The sequence below is a fragment of the Rhodanobacter sp. Col0626 genome, from assembly GCF_049994385.1.
In the GTDB taxonomy this organism is placed as follows: Bacteria; Pseudomonadota; Gammaproteobacteria; order Xanthomonadales; family Rhodanobacteraceae; genus Rhodanobacter.
In genome coordinates this window covers 4176933-4198658 of record NZ_CP188260.1, presented here as the reverse complement: position 1 = coordinate 4198658, position 21726 = coordinate 4176933, and the positions used below count along the sequence as shown (strand labels likewise).

The window sequence follows — 21726 nt, the reverse complement described above, 5'->3', positions numbered from 1 at the left end:
TGGTCTTGTCGAACGGCTTCCCACTTCGCCGATCGTCGAATAGTTCGGTTGCAATGGCACGACAATATTTCGTGAACTACCACGCAAGCCCTGACTCGCAGCAAAGGCGATCGTGTTCTCGATCTTTCGTTTCAGTCATCGCGAAGAACGGGGCACCCCACCCCGTTGGTGACGCCGCTCAGTCGAAGCAAGCGCAGGCAGCGTCTGCGAACGACCGAAAGCGGTGCTGCGATGATCCTACCCGATCCCATCGTCAATTTCGTGACCGGATACGCAGTTGATGGAACCACAGGCTCTTCATGGTGCCGTTGCCATCGATCAGATTTACCCCGCTGGTGCGAACCCCTTCCGAGGGACGGCCAAAAGGTGTGCCTTCCCCGTGCGAAGACCGGCTCGCGATGGAGCCAAACGATGATGGCGTCGGGCTGACCGTCCTGGCGCCGTATCCGATGTCATCGGCCTGTCATGCGGCACTGCGACACTGATTGGGCCAGAACATGAACCCCTCCATGCCATGGCAACCGGAGACGCCGCTCTCTCCTCTCCCCCAATCGGCCCGACGGCGTGGTTCATCCCACGCCGTTTTTTTGGTGCCTGTACCGGACTCAGAGCAGGCCGCGTGCCGCCATCGATACCGGTTCGCCGCTGCCGATCACCAGGTGGTCGAGCACGCGCACGCCGACCAGCTGCAGCGCATCGCGCAACTCGTGGGTGATCGCGCGGTCGGCGGCGCTCGGTTCGGCCACGCCGGAAGGATGGTTGTGGGCGAAGATCACCGCGCAGGCATTGTGTTGCAGGCAGGCGCGCACCACCTCGCGCGGATGCACGCTGGCGCCGTCGACGGTGCCGCGGAACAACTCCTCGAACGCCAGCACACGGTGGCGGTTGTCCAGGTAGAGGCAACCGAACACCTCGTACGGCAGGTGCCGCAACTGCGCACGCAGGTAGTCGCCACTGTCACGCGGGTCGCCCAGGCTGGGCTTGTCCAGCAGCTGTTCGGCCAGGCTGCGCCGGGCCAACTCCAGTGCGGCGGCGATGCGTGCACGCTTGGCCGGACCCAGTCCACCGGCGCGGATCTGCTGCTCGGGACGGCTCAGCAGGGCGCCGAGGCTGCCGGCATTGGCGAGCAGTTCGCGGCCCAGCGCCAACGCATCCTTTCCGCGACTGCCGCTACCCAGCAGCACCGCCAGCAGTTCGGCATCGGACAGCGCGCCGCTGCCGCGTGCCAGCAGCTTCTCACGGGGTCGTTCGCCTTCAGGCCAGTCACGGATGCTCATGTCGCAACCTTGCCGGACGACGCCGCGATCGGGCAGCGGTGCCGGTGGGTGAATCCGGTAAGCTACGCCTCTGCTCGATTGTCAGGCCCGTCTTACATGAGTCTTGCCCAACGCCGCATCCTGCTGGGAGTGTCGGGCGGCATCGCCGCCTACAAGTCCTGCGAACTGGTTCGCCGCCTGCGCGATCTCGACGCCGAGGTGCGCGTGGTGATGACCGAGGGTGCCACCCATTTTGTCAGTCCAACCACCTTCCAGGCGCTGTCCGGCCAGCCCGTGCGGGTGAGCCTGTGGGATGCGCAGGCCGAAGCCGCGATGGGCCATATCGAGTTGGCGCGCTGGGCGGAGCGCATTCTGGTCGCGCCGGCCAGCGCCGACCTGCTGGCGCGACTGGCGCATGGCATGGCCGATGACCTGCTGACCACGTTGTGCCTGGCCAGCGCCGCGCCGCTGTATCTGGCGCCGGCGATGAACCAGCAGATGTGGGCGCATCCGGCGGTGCAGGCGAACATCGTCACGCTGCGCCAGCACGGCGCGCAGCTGCTGGGGCCGGCCGTGGGCGACCAGGCCTGCGGTGACATCGGTAGTGGCCGCATGCTGGAACCGCATGAATTGCGCGAGGCATTGGTGGCCTCGTTCGGCGATCGTTCGCTGGCTGGACTGAAGGTGCTGGTCAGCGCCGGGCCAACGTACGAGGACATCGATCCAGTGCGCTTCATCGGCAATCGCAGCTCCGGCCGGATGGGTTTTGCGGTGGCCGAGGCAGCCGCCCAGGCCGGCGCCGCGGTGACCCTGGTGGCGGGCCCGGTGAGCCTGGCCACGCCGCCCGGCATCGCGCAGCGCCTCGACGTGCGCAGCGCGGCGCAGATGCATGCGGCGGTGCTCGCTGCCGCCGCGCAGGCGGACATCTACATCGGTGCGGCGGCAGTCGGCGATTATCGTCCGCAGGAAGTCTCCGCAAAGAAGCTGAAGAAGCGCGATGGTGGCGACCTGATCCTGCACCTCGGCGAAAACCCGGACATCCTGGCCAGCCTTTCCGCACAAACCGCGCACCCGTTCCTGGTCGGATTCGCCGCGGAGACGCATGATGTGGCGAGTTATGCGCAGGGCAAGCTGCGCCACAAGGGGCTGGACATGATTGCGGCGAATCTGGTGGGCGGCGGTCTCGGTTTCGAGGCGGCCGACAATGCGTTGTCGTTGTATTGGGCCGATGGCGGAATGGATCTGCCGCGGGCGGCAAAGCCCGAGTTGGCGCGGCAGCTTGTTGCCTGCGTGGCCGAGCGTTACCGGGCGGTTCGCGGATGACCATCGATGTCGAGCTGAAGATTCTCGATGCCCGCCTCGGCGACAGCATCCCGCTACCGCAGGCCGCCACGCCGGGCAGTGCCGGAATGGACCTGCGTGCCGCATTGGAGCAACCGCTGACGCTGGCGCCGGGCGAAAGCGCGCTGGTGCCCAGCGGCATCGCGATCCACATCGGCGATCCGGGCTGGTGTGCGCTGATCGTGCCGCGCTCCGGTCTGGGCCACAAACACGGCCTGGTGATGGGCAACCTGGTCGGGGTGATCGACGCCGACTACCAGGGCCCGTTGATGATTTCGTGCTGGAATCGTGGCAACGAACCGTACACGATCGCGGTGGGCGACCGCATCGCCCAGTTGCTGCTGGTGCCCGTGGCGCAGGCGCGATTGAACATCGTGACCGATTTTGCGCCGAGCGCACGCGGCAGCGGCGGGTTTGGTTCGACCGGTATCCACTAGATCAGCAGGCCCGACCCGGCACGCGTCGGGCCGGTCCACAGGCACAGCCGCGGGGGCGGATATGGCGTTGAACATCGCAAACGAACGACTGCACACGCTGCGGACGAACTGGCGGGCGTTGCTGCCACTGGCCGGCGGCACCGCCCTGCTGCTGATTGGGCTGTTCTGCACGTGGCAGACCTGGTTGATTGCCGACGAAGGTCATGCGATCCAGCAGGTACACGAGGCCCAGGACCAGACCGTCAAGGCAATATCCGACGAGATCGCCAGCCAACGCGGTGCGATCGAGAAAGTGCTGGCTGCGGTGGATCCGGCGACGCTGATGAGCGACCCGGCGCAGTCTGCCGCCGCGCTGCGCCGGCAATTGCCACAGGCCATAAAGCTGGAGTTGTACAGCGGCGATCTGGCCGAGGTGCTGCGAGCCAATTACCGTGAGTTCGGCTACGCCAAGGCGGCCCAGCTGATGGCCGCGCAAAGCGCCGAGGGAGTGCCCTTGGCCCAGAGCGTTTCCTACGGCAGCGGTGATCGTCGGTTGAGCCTGGTGATTCCACTGGGCCCGCCCCAACAGGCGCAGGCGTGGGCCTGGGTCGAACTGCCGTTTGCGCCGCTGCGCCAGCGCTTCGAATCGATCTCGGCGGCCGGTGGCAGACTCGACCTGCGCCAGGGTGACGAGCACGGCAACGTGCAACTGCTCTCGCACGGCACCGCATCGGCCGACGCCGAGGCGACCGCCAAACCGATCGCCGGCAGTGTGTTCAGTGTGAGCGCCGGTTTGCCGGGCGCCTTCATCGTGTTGCCGCGCTCATGGTTGTTGAGCGGACTGCTGGCCTTGCTCGGACTGGGTGGCGGCGCCTATCTGCTGTGGTTGCGCATGCGTTTGCGTGAGCCGGCATCGTTTGAACCGGAAGCGCCCGAAGAGACCCCGTTGCCCGTGGAAATCAAGAAAGCCCCTGCCCCAACCCGACCGGCGGCACCGTCGATCGCCGCCGCCCGACCGCTGGCTTCCAAGGTCAACGTGGATCCCAGCATCTTTCGCGCCTACGACGTGCGCGGTGTCGTCGGCAAGACCCTTAACCGGGATGTGGCGCACGCACTCGGCCAGTCGATCGGTACGCTGATGGGCGAGAAGGGCCTGCGCGAGATCGTGGTCGGCCGCGATGGCCGCCTGTCCGGCCCGGAGCTGGCCGGTGCGCTGGCTGACGGCTTGCGCGCCGCCGGCATCGACGTGATCGACGTGGGCGCCGTGCCTACACCAGTGATCTATTACGCAGCCTACCGTTTCAATACCGGTTGCGGCGTGGCGGTGACCGGCAGCCACAATCCGCCGGATTACAACGGGTTCAAGATCGTGGTCGGCGGCGAGACGCTGTCCGAAGGCGCGATCCAGGATCTCTACCAGCGCATCGCCAGCGGCGCGCTGACCAGCGATGGCAGAGGCAGCTTGCGCGAGGTCGATGTGGCGCCCGACTACATCGAAAAGATCGTTTCCGATGTACTCGCCGAGCGCCGCCTGAAGATCGTCGTCGATTGCGGCAACGGCATCCCCGGTGCGATCGCGCCGCAGGTGCTGGAGGGCGTCGGCTGCGAGGTGATCCCGCTGTATTGCGATGTCGACGGTACATTCCCGAACCATCATCCGGATCCATCCGACCCGGCCAATCTTGAAGACCTGATCCTCGCGGTGAAACAGACCGGTGCCGATCTGGGCATGGCCTTCGATGGCGATGGCGACCGCCTTGGCGTGGTCACGCGGGGCGGCGAGATCATCTATCCTGACCGCCTGCTGATGTTGTTCGCGCGCGATGTGCTGTCGCGCCAGCCCGGCGCCACGATCATCTACGACGTGAAGTGCACCAGCCATCTGAAAGGTCAGATCCTGGACGCCGGCGGCAGCCCGTTGATGTGGCGCACCGGCCATTCGCTGATCAAGGCGAAGATGCGCGAGACCGGCGCCGAGCTGGCCGGCGAAATGAGTGGGCACTTCTTCTTCAAGGAGCGCTGGTACGGCTTCGACGACGGCGTCTACGCGGCGGCGCGGCTGCTGGAAATCCTGGCTGGCGACCTGCAGGGGCGCAGCCCGGAGGAGATCTTCGCCACGTTGCCGAAGAGCGTGTCCACGCCCGAACTGAAGATCGAACTGGCCGAAGGTGCGCACTATGCCTTCATGGACAAGCTGCGCCAGCAAGCCAGTTTCGAAGACGCCTCGCTGATCACCATCGATGGCTTGCGTGCCGACTGGTCCGACGGTTGGGGTCTGGTCCGTGCGTCCAACACCACGCCGGTGCTGGTCCTGCGATTCGAGGCCGATAGCGCCCCTGCACTGAAGCGTATCCAGCAGATCTTCCGCGAACGACTGTTGGCGGTGGATGCCAGCTTGAAACTACCCTTCTAAAACGGCGTACCCCGATCGAGTCGGGGTACGCGCATGATCGGGCCGCGTAGGTGAAACAACGCTACTGTGCCGCGCGACCCTCGGCCGCCTTGAGTTCGCGGTAACGTGCGAGCTGTCCGACCTGCAGCTGCACGGTCTTCGCGCGCAGCGCCTGTTGCCGATGCAGGGTGTCGCGCTGCGTGGCCACCACGTTGCGCTGCGTGGCAATGCTGTCGACCAGGAACTTCGGCACCGTGTCCTTGGCGTTCTCGATATCGGCCGCACGAGCAAGCAGGTCGGTCAGCGCCTTTTCCTGGCTGCGCAGGTTGATCTGGGTGGTGTGGATCTGCTGATCGATGGTGTCCAGCGTTTGTTGCTGCGAGATCCGGTACGACTCCTCGTCCGGATAGGCGGACAGCATCTGCGTCTCGGCGTCGGCGATTTCCTGCGCGGCACGCTGTTTGGCCGCCTGTTCGGCGGCCAGCTTGTTGGCGACGGCGCGTTCCTCGGCATTCAACTGGCGCGGTACGTGTTTCACCACCATGCCGTGGTCATTGACCAGGTCGTAGCCGTACTTCATCGCTTCGGCACTAAGGCTGTCGCTGAAGTGCGCCAGGCCCTGGCCGTCATGCCATTTGTAGCGGATGTTGCCGGTGTTCTGGGCGTGCAATGCCGTCGAAACGGCCAGTACGGCAACCGTGGTCGCCAAGATTATCTTGCGCATGAATTCCCTCCTGGTTGCGGAGTATAGCCAGTCGGACCCATCAGAAAGGGCTACCTGCTTCACGCCTGCAACGGGCCCTCCGGACGTGATGCCATGCGCATTACCCCACGGGGGGGCATGTTATTTTCCGGAGAAGGGGAGGGGTAGACGCGCCATCCACAAGGGCGCCTTTAAGTGACGGGGAATACATACATGTACACGAAACCCTTTTCAGGGATGATCCGGTCAGCCGGCCGAGGATGGTCCCGACGCCTGCTGTTTGCCACAACGCTGGCGGCGCTGCCGCTGATCGCCGTGGCAACCGGCAGCGAGACGGATGTCGCGACAATCATGCCGCCGTTGGTGCGTGCGCCGGTCAGCATGCCGGTGCGCTCGGTCGGACAGACGCAGGCTCTCGACAGCCGGGGCGCGGCCTATTCGGCGGCGGCGCTGCCGGCGGTAACCGCGGAGTTCGCACAGTTTCGCCAGCAACAGCGCTCGCTTGGCTTCCGGACGGCGGTCAGCCTTGGCAAGTTGCGCGATCCTGCGCAGTTCGCATGCGCCGGTATCTGGACAATGCTTACGATGGTCTCAGCGTGCTGAAGACCGTGCGCGTCGACGGGCAGGTATTCGATTGCATCCCGACCAGCGAGCAGCCTGCGTTGCGCGGCAAGGCCACGATGGCGTTGCCTCCCGCACATGCTCCGCTCGGCACGTCCGGGCATCGTCCGGTGGTGAATGACCACGTTGCCTGCGGCACCGGCACGGTGCCGTTCGCACGGATGGATCTTCGCCAGCTGGCACGCTTCCCGAGCCTGCAGGCGTTCCTGCAGAAGAACAAGCAAAGTCTGCCGCAACAGCAAACCGCATCGACACAGCCGCTCTCTGGCGACGGCGTGCAGACACCCGGTGGGGCGCACCATTACGCCGTCATCATCTCGAACGCCGGAGCCAGCGGCGGCGCCAACGCCGACCTGAATATCTGGAATCCATCGGCTGGCGCGACGAGCGCTGACTACGGGATGTCGCTGTCGCAGATCTGGGTGTCCGGCAAGAGCACCACCGGGGCCACGCAGACGCTGGAAGTGGGCTGGCAGGTGCAGCCAAATGCCTGGCATACGACGAATGCCACGCCGTTCGTCTATTCGACCCAGGATGGTTACAGCAAGACCGGTTGCTACAACCTGGAGTGCGGCCAGTTCGTGCAGACGTCCAACAGCGTGGTGTTCGGCAGCTCGCTGGCCAGCAATCAGTTCAGTGTGCCTGGCGGCGTGCAACCGGTATTGGGCGTTCAATGGTACTGGGAGGCGTCGAGCAGCAACTGGTGGCTCGCCATCGATGGCGACTGGGTTGGCTACTATCCGGCCAGCATCTACAACGGCGGCGACCTGGCGTTCGGCAATCGCGCCTTGACCTTCGAGGCGGGTGGCGAAATCGCTTCGCCGGACGGCAGCCCGAGCCTGGCGATGGGTAGCGGTCAGTTCGCTTCGACGGCGTACCGACAGGCCGCCTTCATCACCAACATGTTCTACATCGACAGCAAGATGAAGGCTTATTACAGCGATCTCAGCCGCGGCCAGTACCTGGTCGCCGATCCCGGTTGCTACACCTTGTCGCTGGCTGGTATCAACCCGGGTGGTTTGCCGAACGGGGTCAGTACCACCAGTAAGAACCCGCAAATGAGCGGCGCCAGCTTCTACATGGGCGGACCGGGCTGCCATTGAGTGCAGGCCTGGAATGATGCCGCGCCGCCCAGCTGGGTGGCGCGGCTCAGACGTTCAAACGCCATACTGTTCGCGATAGGCCAGCAGACGCGTGTGCTCGGCGGCCAGCTGCGGCTGCTCGCCGGCATAGGCCAGCACATCGTCGAGGCCGGTGATCGCGATCACCGGGATGCCGTAGTCGGCGGCCACCTCCTGTGCGGCGGAGCGATCGCCCTGCCCCCGCTCCTGTCGGTCCAACGCGATCAGCACGCCGGCCGGTTCGGCGCCGTGCGCGCGGATCAACGCCAGCGATTCGCGTACCGCGGTACCGGCGGTCATCACATCATCGACGATCAGCACGCGGCCCTGGAGCGGTGCGCCGACCAGCACGCCGCCCTCGCCGTGGTCCTTCGCCTCCTTGCGGTTGTACGCCCATGGCAGGTCACGCTGATGCTGATCGGCCAGCGCGATAGCGGTGGCGGCAGCCAGTGCGATGCCTTTGTAGGCGGGACCGAACAACATGTCGACGTCGATGCCGGCGTTCACCACGGCGGCAGCGTAGGCGCGGCCGAGCTGGGCCAGTGCGGCGCCGGAGTCGATTCGACCCATGTTGAAGAAGTAGGGGCTCTGGCGGCCCGATTTCAGGGTGAACTCGCCGAAGCGCAACACCTCACGCTGCAGGGTGAGTTCGATGAATTCGCGTTGATAGTCGTGCATGAAGAACTCTCGTCAGGGAAGCGGCCGCGACAGCAGGTGCTGCGGCCCGGAACGGCCGCCATGATATAGCTCGCCGCCGTCCTCGAAGCCGTGGCGCAGATACAGCGCGAGCGCGGCGGCATTGTCGCAGTTCACCGTGAGCAGCAGTCGGCGGGCCTGCGGAAACCGCGTGACGAGATCGGCGCAGGCCGCTGACAGCGCACGCGTGCCCAGGCCACGTCCCTGCCATGCGCCATCGAGCTGGAACGAGCGCAACCCGAGCGCGGACGCATCCACATCGCGGCCGGTGACGCTGCGCGCGCTGTGTTCGATGCGGTAATAGCCTACCGGTGTGTCGTCGAGCAGGATCGCCATCGGTGTACTGTCGGGGCACTGTTCCGCATCAGGCAGCGTAATGGTGGGCGGACTCACGAAAACGTCCTGTTCCGGCCGCGTGCGCAGGCGCAGCACGGCGTCGCGCAACACAGGCGTGACCGGAACGACACGGATGGCGGGCGGCGCGGACATGGTTGCTATCATGCTCCATTGTCCATCATCGCCTGTCGCCGGAGTCCGCATGCGCATCATCAGCCTGAACGCCAACGGCATCCGCTCAGCCGCGACCAAGGGCGTGTTCGAGTGGCTGCGTGGTCAGCATGCCGACGTCGTCTGCCTGCAGGAAACCAAGGCGCAGGAACATCAGCTTGCCGACGGCATGTTTCGTCCGGATGGCCATCACTGTTTCTACCGCGATGCCAGCAGCAAGAAGGGTTACAGCGGCGTGGCGATCTACGCGAAACGCGAGCCGGACCAGGTGTTGACCGAACTGGGCTGGGACGAATTCGACAACGAAGGTCGTTACATCGAGGCGCGTTTCGGCAACTTGTCGGTGGTCTCGTTATATTTCCCGTCCGGCTCGTCCGGTGACGAGCGCCAGCAATTCAAGTTCAGGGCAATGGAATGGATCACGCCGATCTTCGACGCGTGGCTGAAAAGTGGTCGCGATTACGTCATCTGCGGCGACTGGAACATCGTGCATACGAAAAACGACATCAAGAACTGGTCGTCCAACCAGAAGAACTCCGGTTGTTTGCCGCAAGAGCGTGCCTGGCTGGACCTGTTGTTCCATGAACGCGGCTGGGTCGACAGCTTCCGTGCAATCAAGCCCGAAGCGGTCGAGTACACGTGGTGGTCGAACCGTGGCCAGGCGCGTGCCAACAACGTGGGGTGGCGCATCGACTACCAGGTCTGCACGCCGTCCCTGCGCGAGCGCCTGAAGTCCTGCTCGATCTACCGCGACGAGCGCTTCTCCGACCACGCGCCGTATACGGTCGACTATGCCGACTGAATCGCTGGCGATGAAGTCGGCGAAACCGTCGGTATGGCGGGCGTTCGCCCAGCCGGCGGCGTGGACGATGTTCCTGCTGGGCTTTTCCTCCGGCCTGCCGTTTCTCCTGGTCGCTGGCACGCTGGCGTACTGGCTGAAGGAAAACGGCATCAAGCTGGCGGACATCACGATGATCGCCAGCGCCGGCATGACGTATGCGTTCAAGTTCCTATGGGCACCGTTGCTCGATCACTGGCGGTTACCTGGATTTGCGCGGCTGGGGCAACGCCGCGGTTGGCTGCTGCTGGCACAGTTGGGCGTGGTTATGGGCTTGCTGGCCATGGCGCTGCTGACGCCAACGCGGCTGACGCCGTTCGTCGTGGCCACACTGGTGGTGGCGTTTTTTGGTGCCACCCAGGACATCGCGGTGGATGCCTACCGTATCGAGATCGCACCGATCGAGGCGCAGGGCGCATTGGTGGCCACCTATTCGCTGGGATACCGGATCGGTCTGCTGCTGGCCGGCGCGGTAGCCTTGATCCTGGCCGATCATGTGTCGTGGCGGGTGGTCTACGCGGTGATGGCGGTATCGATGGCGGTGCCCGTGATCACCACGCTGGTCGCACGCGAGCCCGAGGTATTGCGCCACCGGCCGGCATCATGGCGCGACGCGATGCGCGAGAGCGTGGTGGATCCGTTCGCCGATTTCTTCCGTCGTTATGGCTGGTGGCTGGCTGGTGTGATCCTGCTGTTTCTGCTGCTTTTCAAGATGCCCGAACAGGCGACGATCGGCGGCATCATGAGTCCGTTCTATCGCGACATGGGCTTCTCCAAGACCGAGATCGGCACCATCACTAAGATCTACGGCATCTGGATCGGCATCGTCGGCGTGTTCATCGGCGGCGCAGCAGTGGCGCGCTGGGGTGCGTGGCGTCCGCTGGGCGTCACCATCGTGCTATGCGGCTGCAGCAACCTGCTCTATCTGTTGCTGATCAGTCACCCGGGCAACCTGCTGGTGCTGACGCTGGTGATCTCGGGCGAAAACCTCACCTTGGGCATGCTGGGGCCGCCGACAGTGGCGTTCCTCTCTTCGCTGGTCAACCGGCAGCACACCGCCACCCAATACGCGCTGCTGAGCTCGCTGGTCAACCTGCCGGGCAAGCTACTGGGTTTCTTCGCCGGCGGCATTGCCATGGCCACCGGCTACGGTGGCTACTTCGTGATTACCGTGCTGGCGGTCTTGCCGGCCATGCTGCTGTTCGTCTGCCTGTGGCCGCGTCTTCGAAGGATGGAGCGCGAGCGCCTGGAAGCTGCCTAGTCCCGCAGTGCCACGGCGTGGCTGTGTTCACAGTGGAATTGCCAAATTGCCCACGGATTGACGGTCGCGCAGGCCGGGACGAGTGTGGCTGTGCAAATATCCGCGCACAGGGCAAGTTCAACATGGAGTCACGCTTGTGCCGGACATCATCGTGCAACACGTCGACGGCTTGCTGGTCGAGCGCATCCGGTCGCTGGCCAGGGAGCGGCAGTGGTCGATCAACGAGGTCTTGCTGCACGCCTTGCGCAATGGGCTGGGTATCTCGGCGGCGCAGCAATTCAGCGAAAGTTTGCGTGACCCAGAGGCGCTGACGGCGTTTGACGGTCACTGGGAGACGGCGGAACAGGGCGCCTTCCAGGAAGCGCTGAATGCGCTGACGCAAACGCGCCCGACCCAGCTCGCGCCGGAAAGCATCCGCTACGACGCACCCTCGGCGGGCGCGGAATAAAGCGCACCCAGAACCCGCGGTCCGCGTGCGCCGGTGACGGCCGGCAGATTGCCGGGCAGGCCGAGCAGGCGTTGCCGGGCCAGCCATGCAAATGCAGTGGCCTCGAGAAAATCCGGATCGATGCCGTGGCGGGCGGTGCTGGATAACGTGCGCGGTGCCAGCAGTCCGGCCAGTCGCCGCATCAATGCACCGTTGTGCACGCCACCACCGCAAGCCAGCACTTCTCCGGCACCCGGCGCATATTGCGCGATGGCTGCCGCGACGCTGCGCGCGGTGAGCTCCAGCAGGGTCGTCTGCACGTCGGCCGGAGTCAGCACCGCCAGCCGTGCATGGGTCGCCAGCCAGTCCAGGTGGAAGTGCTCGCGGCCGGTACTTTTGGGCGGCGGCAACGCGAAATAGGCGTCGGCCAGCATGGCGTCGAGCAAATTGGCATCCACCCGTCCACTCGCCGCGAACATGCCGTCGCGATCGAACGGTTCACCATGGTGACGCAGGCACCAGGCGTCGAGCAGGCCGTTGGCCGGTCCGGTATCGAAGCCGCGCACACTGCCATCGGCGCCCAGTACGGTGATGTTGGCGATGCCGCCGAGGTTGAGCACGACGCGCGCATGCCCGGGTCGCGCCAGCAGCATGGCGTGCAACGCCGGCAGCAACGGCGCGCCCTGCCCGCCCGCGGCAACGTCGGCACGACGAAAGTCCGCTACCACGTCGATGCGACAACGTTCGGCAATCACGCTCGGGTCGCCGCATTGCATCGAAAACGGATAAGTGCCGGTGGGACGATGCCGCAGGGTCTGCCCATGTGAGCCGATGGCGCGGACGGCTTGCGCGGGCGTGCCGCTGTGTTCGAGCAGATGCAGCGCCGCATCGGCAAAACCGTGCCCGATCTCGACGTCTAGCCGTCCAAAGGCATCCAGATCCAGCGCGGCTTCACCTTGGGCCAGCGCCAGCATGCGTTCGCGCAACGCCGATGGCCACGGATGGGCATGACTGGCTATCAGCTGCGGCACGCCGCGACCGAAACGCACCAGCACCGCATCGATGCTGTCTGCGCTGGTGCCGGAGATCAGTCCGAGATAAAGCGCCGCGTTGTCGTCATCCACGTGGACGGACGCTCAGTTGTCGTTGTTGGCGGGTGCGCTCGCACGCGCCAGCTTGATGCGGGCATCCAGTTCGGTCAGTCGTGCCAGTTGGGGCTTCACCACTTGTGCCTTGAACCGCGCCATTTGCACTGCCGGCAGGGGTTCGGGTCGTGGCAGCGTCACGGTCTGCGGGTTGCGCTGCTGGCCGTTTACGCGGAATTCGTAATGCAGGTGCGGGCCCGTGGCCAGACCGGTCATGCCGACGTAACCGATCACTTCGCCCTGACGCACGTGCTCACCGACGTGTTGACCCTTGACGAAACGCGACATGTGGCCGTACGCGGTGCTGATGGTCTTGTCGTGCTGAACCACCACGAAGTTGCCATAACCGCGTTCCCAGCCGTGGTACTTGATCACGCCATCGCCTGCGGCGTGGATCGGAGTGCCGCTGGGTGCGGCATAGTCCACGCCCTTGTGCGCGCGCATGCGGCCGAGGATGGGATGCAGGCGTGCCACGCTGAAAGTTGAAGAAATGCGGGTGAAATCGACCGGAATGCGCAGGAACGATTTCTGGATCGGCCTACCATCCTCGCTGTACCAGCTGTAGTTGCCGTCGGCCTTCTTGAAACGGTAGGCGGTATAGCGCTTGCCCTGATTGACGAATTCCGCGGCGATGATGTTGCCTTCGCCATAACGCATGCCATCGCGATAGATATCGTCGTAGATCACGGTAAAGCTGTCGCCGAGGCGCAGATCCTGCACGAAGTCGATGTCGTACTTGAACAGGTCGGCCAGCTTGCCGACCATCGCTGCATTCATGCCGGCCTGATCGCCGGCGGCATACAGGCTGCTGCGGATGACGCCATGGGCTACCTGTTCGCGCAGATCCATGTCGCGCTGTTCGATGGCGACCGTGGGTTGTGTGCCGTCGAGGCGGATGATGGCGCGGCTGGCCTGATCCCGATCGAAACGGAAACCACGAAGACTGCCGTTGCTGCCGAGCAGGAAGTCGAACTCCTGCCCGGGCCGAATGTTGTGCAGTGCGGATTTCGCGGCGCCGGCGGCATCCATGACCTTTTGCAGGTCGACCATGCCGAGACCGCGGGCATTGAAGATATCCGACAGGGTCTGGCCAGGTTGCACACGCACCACTTGCCAATCGTCCACCGTGGCCGGTGTGGCACTGATCGGCGCAACCTTGGGCAAGGCCAGCGACAACAACGAGTGCGCCTGCGCGGTCGGGGCGAGGCGCATGGCGCTGGCCCATGCAGGCATGATGAAGCCGGACAGCAAGGTGATCAGCAGGGCGGTTCCGGCAAGTACCAAGCGCTCGCGGTGCCAGTGGATCGGTTCGATTTCGCCCGAACGGTTGAATGACCAGTGCGAACAACGTTCGTAGAAATGCGAGTGCCGGCGTTGTGCCTTGCGGCAGATTGCCTGTTTGCGCGCGCGGCGCGCCCCCTGCTTTTCTTCTGCCATGCCGTGAACGCCCTACAGTACAAAGTAACGAACTGCGCGTACCATAACGGTCATGTGTAAAGGGCGTCAACGCCTTTTCCATCAAGGGTTTGCACGACATTTCTGATTAACACACAATTAACACGACGGTATGGCTCGCTTCCGGCGCGGCCTGCCTATTGCCATCTGATCATCTAAGAGGGACAACATGAGCGAGCTTGAGCAGGCGCTGGCCACGATTGCGCGTGGCGCCGACGAAATCATCAAGCGGGAAGACCTGGCGGAGCGCCTGAAAGGCGGCCGTCCACTGCGGATCAAGGCCGGCTTCGATCCGACGGCACCGGACCTGCATCTGGGCCACACCGTGCTGCTGAACAAGATGCGCCAGTTCCAGGACCTGGGCCACACGGTGATTTTCCTGATCGGCGACTTCACCGGCATGATCGGCGATCCCACCGGCAAGAATGTCACCCGTAAGCCACTCACCCGCGAAGACGTGCTGAAGAACGCCGAGACCTACGCGGAGCAGGTCTACAAGGTGCTTGATCGCGAGAAGACCGAATTGCGCTTCAACTCCGAGTGGTTTGGCAAGATGAGCGCGGCGGACATGATCAAGCTAGCCGCCCAGCACACCGTGGCTCGCATGCTCGAGCGCGACGACTTCACCAAGCGATATGCGGCGCAACAGCCGATCGCGATCCATGAGTTTCTGTATCCGCTGGTCCAGGGTTACGATTCCGTCGCGCTGACATGCGACGTCGAGCTCGGTGGCACCGATCAGAAGTTCAACTTGCTGATGGGTCGTGCATTGCAGGAGCACCACGGCCAGCCGCCACAGATCGTGTTGACCATGCCGTTGCTGGAAGGCCTGGATGGCGTCAACAAGATGTCCAAGTCACTGGGCAATTACATCGGCATCAATGAGCCGGCGATCGACATTGTCACCAAGACCATGAAGATTGGTGACGAACTGATGTGGCGCTGGTTCGAATTGCTCAGCTTCGACGTGTCGCTGGATGAGTTGGCACAGATGAAGCGCGACATCGCCACTGGCGCACTCAACCCGCGCGATGCCAAGTTGCGGCTCGCGCGCGAACTGGCGGCGCGCTTCCACGGCGCAGCCGCTGCCGATCAGGCGATCGCTGGCTGGCACGCAGTGGTACGCGGTGAGGGCGACACCTCGCTGTTGCCACAAGCTGCTCTCATGGTGCCCGCCGAAGGCCTGCGCCTGGTAGCGCTGCTGACGGCGGCTGGCCTCACCGCGAGCAACTCCGAGGCGAATCGCAAACTCAAGGAGCGCGCCGTGCGCATCGACGCCGAAGTCGTCGAGGATGCGCAGCGTGTTTTCAGTGCCGGCTTCGAGGGCGTGTTGCAGGTGGGCAAGCGCAATTTCGCCCGCGTGAAGCTGGTGAGCGGCTGATTCTGGCGGTTTGGCGTCGTGGATCCGCGCCTGGCCGATGCGGACAGAAAATAAAATCCCGTGTCTGCTCAGCTGTTTGCGCCATATCCGAAAAATTGGCTTGAAGAAACGCTTGCCAAATAAAACACAGATCGTATTATTCGCGGCCCGCAGTCGCCCAGACGTCGCAAGACGGACCGCCGGGACCTCGAAAAAAGCTTCACTGAGGGTGTTGACGGTCAAGAAAAGCGATGTAGAATGGGCGGCTCACCTAGGACGAAACGTCCTCGGCGCGATCGAGAAATCGGTAGCAAGTGGTTGATCTTTGACAGTGTGCGCAGGTGAATTGTGTGGACGTCTTGCGATGGAGGGTTACGACCTGTCCAAAGAAACGCAAGCGTCCAATGAAAGAAAAAGTCAGTAATGAGTTTTGATTTTGTTGGGACTAACGCTTCAGAAAGATAGATTGTCATCATGGTCTGCAAAGACGATGTGATGGTCGAAAACTTAAGTGAAGAGTTTGATCCTGGCTCAGATTGAACGCTGGCGGCATGCCTAACACATGCAAGTCGAACGGCAGCACAGCAGAGCTTGCTCTGTGGGTGGCGAGTGGCGGACGGGTGAGTAATGCATCGGGACCTACCCAGACGTGGGGGATAACGTAGGGAAACTTACGCTAATACCGCATACGTCCTACGGGAGAAAGCGGGGGATCTTCGGACCTCGCGCGGTTGGACGGACCGATGTGCGATTAGCTAGTTGGTAAGGTAATGGCTTACCAAGGCGACGATCGCTAGCTGGTCTGAGAGGATGATCAGCCACACTGGGACTGAGACACGGCCCAGACTCCTACGGGAGGCAGCAGTGGGGAATATTGGACAATGGGCGCAAGCCTGATCCAGCAATGCCGCGTGTGTGAAGAAGGCCTTCGGGTTGTAAAGCACTTTTATCAGGAACGAAATACCACGGGCTAATACCCGGTGGGGCTGACGGTACCTGAGGAATAAGCACCGGCTAACTTCGTGCCAGCAGCCGCGGTAATACGAAGGGTGCAAGCGTTAATCGGAATTACTGGGCGTAAAGGGTGCGTAGGCGGTTCGTTAAGTCTGTCGTGAAATCCCCGGGCTCAACCTGGGAATGGCGATGGATACTGGCGAGCTAGAGTGTGTCAGAGGATGGTGGAATTCCCGGTGTAGCGGTGAAATGCGTAGAGATCGGGAGGAACATCAGTGGCGAAGGCGGCCATCTGGGACAACACTGACGCTGAAGCACGAAAGCGTGGGGAGCAAACAGGATTAGATACCCTGGTAGTCCACGCCCTAAACGATGCGAACTGGATGTTGGTCTCAACTCGGAGATCAGTGTCGAAGCTAACGCGTTAAGTTCGCCGCCTGGGGAGTACGGTCGCAAGACTGAAACTCAAAGGAATTGACGGGGGCCCGCACAAGCGGTGGAGTATGTGGTTTAATTCGATGCAACGCGAAGAACCTTACCTGGCCTTGACATGTCCGGAATCCAGCAGAGATGCAGGAGTGCCTTCGGGAATCGGAACACAGGTGCTGCATGGCTGTCGTCAGCTCGTGTCGTGAGATGTTGGGTTAAGTCCCGCAACGAGCGCAACCCTTGTCCTTAGTTGCCAGCGAGTAATGTCGGGAACTCTAAGGAGACTGCCGGTGACAAACCGGAGGAAGGTGGGGATGACGTCAAGTCATCATGGCCCTTACGGCCAGGGCTACACACGTACTACAATGGTCGGTACAGAGGGTTGCAATACCGCGAGGTGGAGCCAATCCCAGAAAGCCGATCCCAGTCCGGATCGGAGTCTGCAACTCGACTCCGTGAAGTCGGAATCGCTAGTAATCGCGGATCAGCTATGCCGCGGTGAATACGTTCCCGGGCCTTGTACACACCGCCCGTCACACCATGGGAGTGAGTTGCTCCAGAAGCCGTTAGTCTAACCGCAAGGGGGACGACGACCACGGAGTGGTTCATGACTGGGGTGAAGTCGTAACAAGGTAGCCGTATCGGAAGGTGCGGCTGGATCACCTCCTTTCAAGAAACGACGGTCGCAACCTTTGGTTGCAAGACGTCCACACAAGACACCTGCACATCCGCATGTCACCAACATGCTGGCCTGACGGCCCAAGTTTTATGGGTCTGTAGCTCAGGTGGTTAGAGCGCACCCCTGATAAGGGTGAGGCCGGTGGTTCGAGTCCACCCAGACCCACCACCAAATACCAAGCGTAGTTTCTTGGGGCCTTAGCTCAGCTGGGAGAGCACCTGCTTTGCAAGCAGGGGGTCATCGGTTCGATCCCGATAGGCTCCACCACCCTTGGGTACGGCATGAAACGCGGATGTGTTGCACACAAAAGATTTTGAAATCGACCGGCATTGAGGCCGGCACGATGTTCTTTGAAAACAAAGTAAACGAGTGACAAGCGTCTTGGTTCGAACCGAACCGAGACAAGTGTTAAGGCACGAAAACGAAGTAACTTGGCTGCACCTGATGAGGGTGTATGCCCCGAGGCGACTTGGGGTTATATGGTCAAGCGACTAAGCGTATACGGTGGATGCCTTGGCAGTCAGAGGCGATGAAGGACGTGGCAGCCTGCGAAAAGTGTCGGGGAGCTGGCAACAAGCTTTGATCCGGCAATGTCCGAATGGGGAAACCCACTGCGCAAGCAGTACTGCATGGTGAATACATAGCCATGCAGGGCGAACCCGGGGAACTGAAATATCTAAGTACCCGGAGGAAAAGAAATCAACCGAGATTCCCTGAGTAGCGACGAGCGAACGGGGACTAGCCCAAAAGCACATCATGTTTTAGTCAAACGGCATGGAAAGGCCGGCCATAGATGGTGATAGCCCAGTCGACGAAAGGGCATGGTGTGTGAAATTGAGTAAGGCGGGGCACGTGAAACCTTGTCTGAACATGGGGGGACCATCCTCCAAGGCTAAATACTACTGACTGACCGATAGCGAACTAGTACCGTGAGGGAAAGGCGAAAAGAACCCCGGAGAGGGGAGTGAAATAGACCCTGAAACCGTATACGTACAAGCAGTGGAAGCCCGCAAGGGTGACTGCGTACCTTTTGTATAATGGGTCAGCGACTTACTGTCTGTGGCAAGCTTAACCGTATAGGGGAGGCGAAGAGAAATCGAGTCTGAATAGGGCGCATAGTCTCAGGCAGTAGACCCGAAACCGAGTGATCTATCCTTGGCCAGGTTGAAGGTGCGGTAACACGCACTGGAGGACCGAACCCACATCTGTTGCAATAGATGGGGATGAGCTGAGGATAGGAGTGAAAGGCTAAACAAACTCGGAGATAGCTGGTTCTCCTCGAAAGCTATTTAGGTAGCGCCTCGTGCGAATACTGTTGGGGGTAGAGCACTGTTATGGCTAGGGGGTCATCGCGACTTACCAAACCATGGCAAACTCCGAATACCAACACGTACTACACGGGAGACACACGGCGGGTGCTAACGTCCGTCGTGAAAAGGGAAACAACCCAGACCCGCAGCTAAGGTCCCAAAGTCATCGCTAAGTGGAAAACGATGTGGAAAGGCATAGACAGCCAGGAGGTTGGCTTAGAAGCAGCCATCCTTTAAAGAAAGCGTAATAGCTCACTGGTCGAGTCGGTCTGCGCGGAAGATTTAACGGGGCTAAGCGATGCACCGAAGCTCGGGGTGTGCACATTTATGTGTACGCGGTAGAGGAGCGTTCCGTAAGCCTGTGAAGGTGGATTGTAAAGTCTGCTGGAGGTATCGGAAGTGCGAATGCTGACATGAGTAACGATAATGGGGGTGAAAAGCCCCCACGCCGAAAGCCCAAGGTTTCCTCGCGCAACGTTCATCGGCGCAGGGTGAGTCGGCCCCTAAGGCGAGGCAGAAATGCGTAGTCGATGGGAAGCAGGTTAATATTCCTGCACTTTTCTATAGTGCGATGTGGGGACGGAGAAGGTTAGGTCTACCAGGCGTTGGTTGTCCTGGGGAAAGGCGGTAGGCATGGGTCTTAGGCAAATCCGGGACCCTTTATGCCGAGCACCGAGACGAGCCCTATTGGGCGAAGTGACTGACACCACGCTTCCAGGAAAAGCCACTAAGCTTCAGCTATAGAAAAACCGTACCGTAAACCGACACTGGTAGGCAGGGTGAGAATCCCAAGGCGCTTGAGAGAACTCGGGTGAAGGAACTAGGCAAAATGGCACCGTAACTTCGGGAGAAGGTGCGCCCATTGACGTGGTCACGTGCGTGACTGAGCGTCGATGGGTCGCAGTAACCTGGCCGCTGCGACTGTTTATCAAAAACACAGCACTCTGCAAACACGAAAGTGGACGTATAGGGTGTGACGCCTGCCCGGTGCTGGAAGGTTAATTGATGGGGTCAGCCGCAAGGCGAAGCTCTTGATCGAAGCCCCAGTAAACGGCGGCCGTAACTATAACGGTCCTAAGGTAGCGAAATTCCTTGTCGGGTAAGTTCCGACCTGCACGAATGGCGTAACGACAGCGGCGCTGTCTCCACCCGAGACTCAGTGAAATTGAATTCGCTGTGAAGATGCAGCGTTCCCGCGGCAAGACGGAAAGACCCCGTGAACCTTTACTATAGCTTTACACTGAACGTTGAGTTCTTCTGTGTAGGATAGGTGGGAGGCTTTGAAGCGCAGACGCTAGTTTGCGTGGAGCCATCCTTGAAATACCACCCTGAAGTGCTTGACGTTCTAACCTCGGCCCGTTATCCGGGTCAGGGACCGTGTATGGTGGGTAGTTTGACTGGGGCGGTCTCCTCCCAAAGAGTAACGGAGGAGCACGAAGGTACGCTCAGCGCGGTCGGACATCGCGCACTGTGTGCAATGGCATAAGCGTGCTTGACTGCGAGATCGACGGATCAAGCAGGTACGAAAGTAGGTCATAGTGATCCGGTGGTTCTGTATGGAAGGGCCATCGCTCAACGGATAAAAGGTACTCCGGGGATAACAGGCTGATACCGCCCAAGAGTTCATATCGACGGCGGTGTTTGGCACCTCGATGTCGGCTCATCACATCCTGGGGCTGTAGCCGGTCCCAAGGGTATGGCTGTTCGCCATTTAAAGTGGTACGCGAGCTGGGTTCAGAACGTCGTGAGACAGTTCGGTCCCTATCTGTCGTGGGCGTTGGAGATTTGAGGGGGGCTGCTCCTAGTACGAGAGGACCGGAGTGGACGTTCCGCTGGTGTTCGGGTTGTCATGCCCATGGCATTGCCCGGTAGCTACGAACGGAAGTGATAACCGCTGAAAGCATCTAAGCGGGAAGCACGCCCCAAGATGAGATCTCCCGAGAGCTTGACTCTCCTTAAGGCACCATGAAGACTACGTGGTTGATAGGTCAGGTGTGGAAGTGCAGCAATGCATGGAGCTAACTGATACTAATGAGCCGTGAGGCTTGACCATATAACCCCAAGACGCTTCGTTCGTTCCTCGAAGCTTGTCTGATTCGAATTCACCTCGACGCTTGTCACTCGTTTACGATGTATTCCACGTGAGTTTCCACTCACGGAAGAGGCTGATCCGCTTTATTCGATCAACCTTTTCACGAAGATGTGGAGCCGGCGCACAAGCGCTGCTCCCACCCCTTCCCTGGCGGCCATAGCGGCGTGGTACCACCTGATCCCATCCCGAACTCAGAAGTGAAACGCGCATGCGCCGATGGTAGTGTGGCTTTGCCATGCAAGAGTAGGTCACCGCCAGGGGCTTTATCCTGAAATACCCTCACCGGAAACGGTGGGGGTTTTTCTTTTATGCGGTGGCGACCACCGGTCGCGACCTGCAACAGGTCACCGCCAAGGGCTTTATCCTGAAATACCCTCACCGGAAACGGTGGGGGTTTTTCTTTTATGCGGTGGCGACCACCGGTCGCGACCCACAACAGGTCACTGCCAGGGGCTTTATCCTGAATCACGCTCACCGCCACAGGGGTCATTCCGGACCAGTTGGTTGGATGGGGTGTCAGATGCCAGTGCCATCGTGCTGCATGGAGGCCTTCGTCTTTATGGTTCGATGTGGTTGCTGCCGCTCACCGACGCTGGCGACCCGCCATGCGCCGCTAGCGGCCCTATCCGAATCAAGCCACCAAAGAGCTGCGAACGGATTCTTCGCGGCCCGGCTGTTGGATTGCGCGAAGCGCCGGATGCATCACCGTTAGCAAGCGAGCAT

General features: G+C 61.7%; 15 protein-coding genes, 2 tRNA genes and 3 rRNA genes. 14 read left to right on the top strand and 6 right to left on the bottom strand.

Annotation, left to right across the window (positions count from 1 at the left end; translation table 11 throughout):
• Positions 1-605: 605 nt before the first annotated feature.
• Positions 606-1277: a RadC family protein gene (gene radC / locus ACPPVV_RS18535; protein ID WP_426701326.1), complete on the bottom strand. Its 672-nt coding sequence runs from the start codon at positions 1275-1277 to the stop codon at positions 606-608.
• Between the two features lie 96 nt (positions 1278-1373).
• On the opposite strand from radC, the gene coaBC reads away from it, so the two are divergent.
• From coaBC to ACPPVV_RS18520, 3 genes are all read left to right on the top strand, one after another.
• Complete coding sequence (gene coaBC, locus ACPPVV_RS18530) at positions 1374-2579, top strand: bifunctional phosphopantothenoylcysteine decarboxylase/phosphopantothenate--cysteine ligase CoaBC (protein ID WP_426701325.1); 1206 nt, start codon at positions 1374-1376, stop codon at positions 2577-2579.
• Positions 2576-3034 carry a dUTP diphosphatase gene (gene dut / locus ACPPVV_RS18525; protein ID WP_426701324.1) on the top strand — a complete coding sequence of 153 codons (459 nt, stop codon included), beginning with the start codon at positions 2576-2578 and terminating at the stop codon, positions 3032-3034. The genes coaBC and dut overlap by 4 nt, the downstream gene beginning before the upstream one ends.
• Before the next feature lie 61 nt (positions 3035-3095).
• Positions 3096-5426 carry a phosphomannomutase/phosphoglucomutase gene (locus tag ACPPVV_RS18520; RefSeq protein ID WP_426701323.1) on the top strand — a complete coding sequence of 777 codons (2331 nt, stop codon included), beginning with the start codon at positions 3096-3098 and terminating at the stop codon, positions 5424-5426.
• 61 nt (positions 5427-5487) lie between these two features.
• Here the strand turns inward: ACPPVV_RS18520 and ACPPVV_RS18515 are convergent, their stop codons facing one another.
• Positions 5488-6129 (bottom strand): DUF4124 domain-containing protein, encoded by a 642-nt coding sequence (locus ACPPVV_RS18515; protein ID WP_426701322.1) that lies wholly within the window; start codon positions 6127-6129, stop codon positions 5488-5490.
• Between the two features lie 192 nt (positions 6130-6321).
• On the opposite strand from ACPPVV_RS18515, the gene ACPPVV_RS18510 reads away from it, so the two are divergent.
• Both ACPPVV_RS18510 and ACPPVV_RS18505 read left to right on the top strand, forming a co-directional pair.
• Positions 6322-6711, top strand: a complete 390-nt coding sequence (locus tag ACPPVV_RS18510; protein ID WP_426701321.1) for a hypothetical protein — start codon at positions 6322-6324, stop codon at positions 6709-6711.
• The gene (locus ACPPVV_RS18505; protein WP_426701320.1) at positions 6666-7832 is read left to right on the top strand and encodes a neprosin family prolyl endopeptidase; all 1167 of its coding nucleotides are present in this window, start codon (positions 6666-6668) and stop codon (positions 7830-7832) included. Before ACPPVV_RS18510 ends, ACPPVV_RS18505 begins: the two co-directional genes overlap by 46 nt.
• A 54-nt stretch (positions 7833-7886) precedes the next feature.
• Here ACPPVV_RS18505 and pyrE read toward each other — a convergent pair whose 3' ends face one another.
• Positions 7887-8528 carry an orotate phosphoribosyltransferase gene (gene pyrE / locus ACPPVV_RS18500; RefSeq protein ID WP_426701319.1) on the bottom strand — a complete coding sequence of 214 codons (642 nt, stop codon included), beginning with the start codon at positions 8526-8528 and terminating at the stop codon, positions 7887-7889.
• A 12-nt stretch (positions 8529-8540) separates the two neighbouring features.
• Entirely contained in the window at positions 8541-9035 is a 495-nt protein-coding gene (locus ACPPVV_RS18495) for a GNAT family N-acetyltransferase (protein ID WP_426701318.1), read from the bottom strand.
• 49 nt (positions 9036-9084) lie between these two features.
• On the opposite strand from ACPPVV_RS18495, the gene ACPPVV_RS18490 reads away from it, so the two are divergent.
• From ACPPVV_RS18490 to ACPPVV_RS18480, 3 genes are all read left to right on the top strand, one after another.
• Entirely contained in the window at positions 9085-9855 is a 771-nt protein-coding gene (locus ACPPVV_RS18490; protein ID WP_426701317.1) for an exodeoxyribonuclease III, read from the top strand.
• The gene (locus ACPPVV_RS18485; protein WP_426701316.1) at positions 9845-11152 is read left to right on the top strand and encodes an AmpG family muropeptide MFS transporter; all 1308 of its coding nucleotides are present in this window, start codon (positions 9845-9847) and stop codon (positions 11150-11152) included. Before ACPPVV_RS18490 ends, ACPPVV_RS18485 begins: the two co-directional genes overlap by 11 nt.
• Positions 11153-11288: 136 nt before the next feature.
• Positions 11289-11600 (top strand): hypothetical protein, encoded by a 312-nt coding sequence (locus ACPPVV_RS18480; RefSeq protein WP_426701315.1) that lies wholly within the window; start codon positions 11289-11291, stop codon positions 11598-11600.
• Here the strand turns inward: ACPPVV_RS18480 and ACPPVV_RS18475 are convergent.
• Together ACPPVV_RS18475 and ACPPVV_RS18470 are read right to left on the bottom strand one after the other, a co-directional pair.
• Positions 11570-12703 (bottom strand): anhydro-N-acetylmuramic acid kinase, encoded by a 1134-nt coding sequence (locus ACPPVV_RS18475; protein ID WP_426701314.1) that lies wholly within the window; start codon positions 12701-12703, stop codon positions 11570-11572. The two genes, ACPPVV_RS18480 and ACPPVV_RS18475, sit on opposite strands and share 31 nt — an antisense overlap.
• 12 nt (positions 12704-12715) lie before the next feature.
• Complete coding sequence (locus tag ACPPVV_RS18470; protein ID WP_426701313.1) at positions 12716-14161, bottom strand: OapA family protein; 1446 nt, start codon at positions 14159-14161, stop codon at positions 12716-12718.
• Positions 14162-14348: 187 nt separating this feature from the next.
• Between ACPPVV_RS18470 and tyrS the strand changes: the two genes are divergently transcribed.
• The 6 genes from tyrS (at position 14349) to rrf (ending at position 21263) form a co-directional block, all read left to right on the top strand.
• Positions 14349-15560: a tyrosine--tRNA ligase gene (gene tyrS, locus ACPPVV_RS18465; RefSeq protein WP_426701312.1), complete on the top strand. Its 1212-nt coding sequence runs from the start codon at positions 14349-14351 to the stop codon at positions 15558-15560.
• 487 nt (positions 15561-16047) lie between these two features.
• Positions 16048-17592, top strand: a 16S ribosomal RNA gene (locus ACPPVV_RS18460).
• 100 nt (positions 17593-17692) lie between these two features.
• Positions 17693-17769 (top strand) — tRNA-Ile (locus ACPPVV_RS18455).
• A gap of 23 nt (positions 17770-17792) precedes the next feature.
• A tRNA-Ala gene (locus tag ACPPVV_RS18450) sits at positions 17793-17868 on the top strand.
• A 214-nt stretch (positions 17869-18082) separates the two neighbouring features.
• Positions 18083-20964 (top strand): 23S ribosomal RNA (locus tag ACPPVV_RS18445).
• A gap of 185 nt (positions 20965-21149) precedes the next feature.
• Positions 21150-21263: ribosomal RNA gene (gene rrf, locus ACPPVV_RS18440) — 5S ribosomal RNA — on the top strand.
• Together the 16S, 23S and 5S rRNA genes with 2 tRNA genes alongside form the textbook arrangement of a ribosomal RNA operon.
• Positions 21264-21726 lie beyond the last annotated feature (463 nt).

Coding starts and splice junctions, on each gene's coding strand:
- radC (WP_426701326.1), bottom strand. CDS start 1,277: ATGAGCATCCGTGACTGGCCTGAAGGCGAACGACCCCGTGAGAAGCTG.
- coaBC (WP_426701325.1), top strand. CDS start 1,374: ATGAGTCTTGCCCAACGCCGCATCCTGCTGGGAGTGTCGGGCGGCATC.
- dut (WP_426701324.1), top strand. CDS start 2,576: ATGACCATCGATGTCGAGCTGAAGATTCTCGATGCCCGCCTCGGCGAC.
- ACPPVV_RS18520 (WP_426701323.1), top strand. CDS start 3,096: ATGGCGTTGAACATCGCAAACGAACGACTGCACACGCTGCGGACGAAC.
- ACPPVV_RS18515 (WP_426701322.1), bottom strand. CDS start 6,129: ATGCGCAAGATAATCTTGGCGACCACGGTTGCCGTACTGGCCGTTTCG.
- ACPPVV_RS18510 (WP_426701321.1), top strand. CDS start 6,322: ATGTACACGAAACCCTTTTCAGGGATGATCCGGTCAGCCGGCCGAGGA.
- ACPPVV_RS18505 (WP_426701320.1), top strand. CDS start 6,666: ATGCGCCGGTATCTGGACAATGCTTACGATGGTCTCAGCGTGCTGAAG.
- pyrE (WP_426701319.1), bottom strand. CDS start 8,528: ATGCACGACTATCAACGCGAATTCATCGAACTCACCCTGCAGCGTGAG.
- ACPPVV_RS18495 (WP_426701318.1), bottom strand. CDS start 9,035: ATGTCCGCGCCGCCCGCCATCCGTGTCGTTCCGGTCACGCCTGTGTTG.
- ACPPVV_RS18490 (WP_426701317.1), top strand. CDS start 9,085: ATGCGCATCATCAGCCTGAACGCCAACGGCATCCGCTCAGCCGCGACC.
- ACPPVV_RS18485 (WP_426701316.1), top strand. CDS start 9,845: ATGCCGACTGAATCGCTGGCGATGAAGTCGGCGAAACCGTCGGTATGG.
- ACPPVV_RS18470 (WP_426701313.1), bottom strand. CDS start 14,161: ATGGCAGAAGAAAAGCAGGGGGCGCGCCGCGCGCGCAAACAGGCAATC.
- tyrS (WP_426701312.1), top strand. CDS start 14,349: ATGAGCGAGCTTGAGCAGGCGCTGGCCACGATTGCGCGTGGCGCCGAC.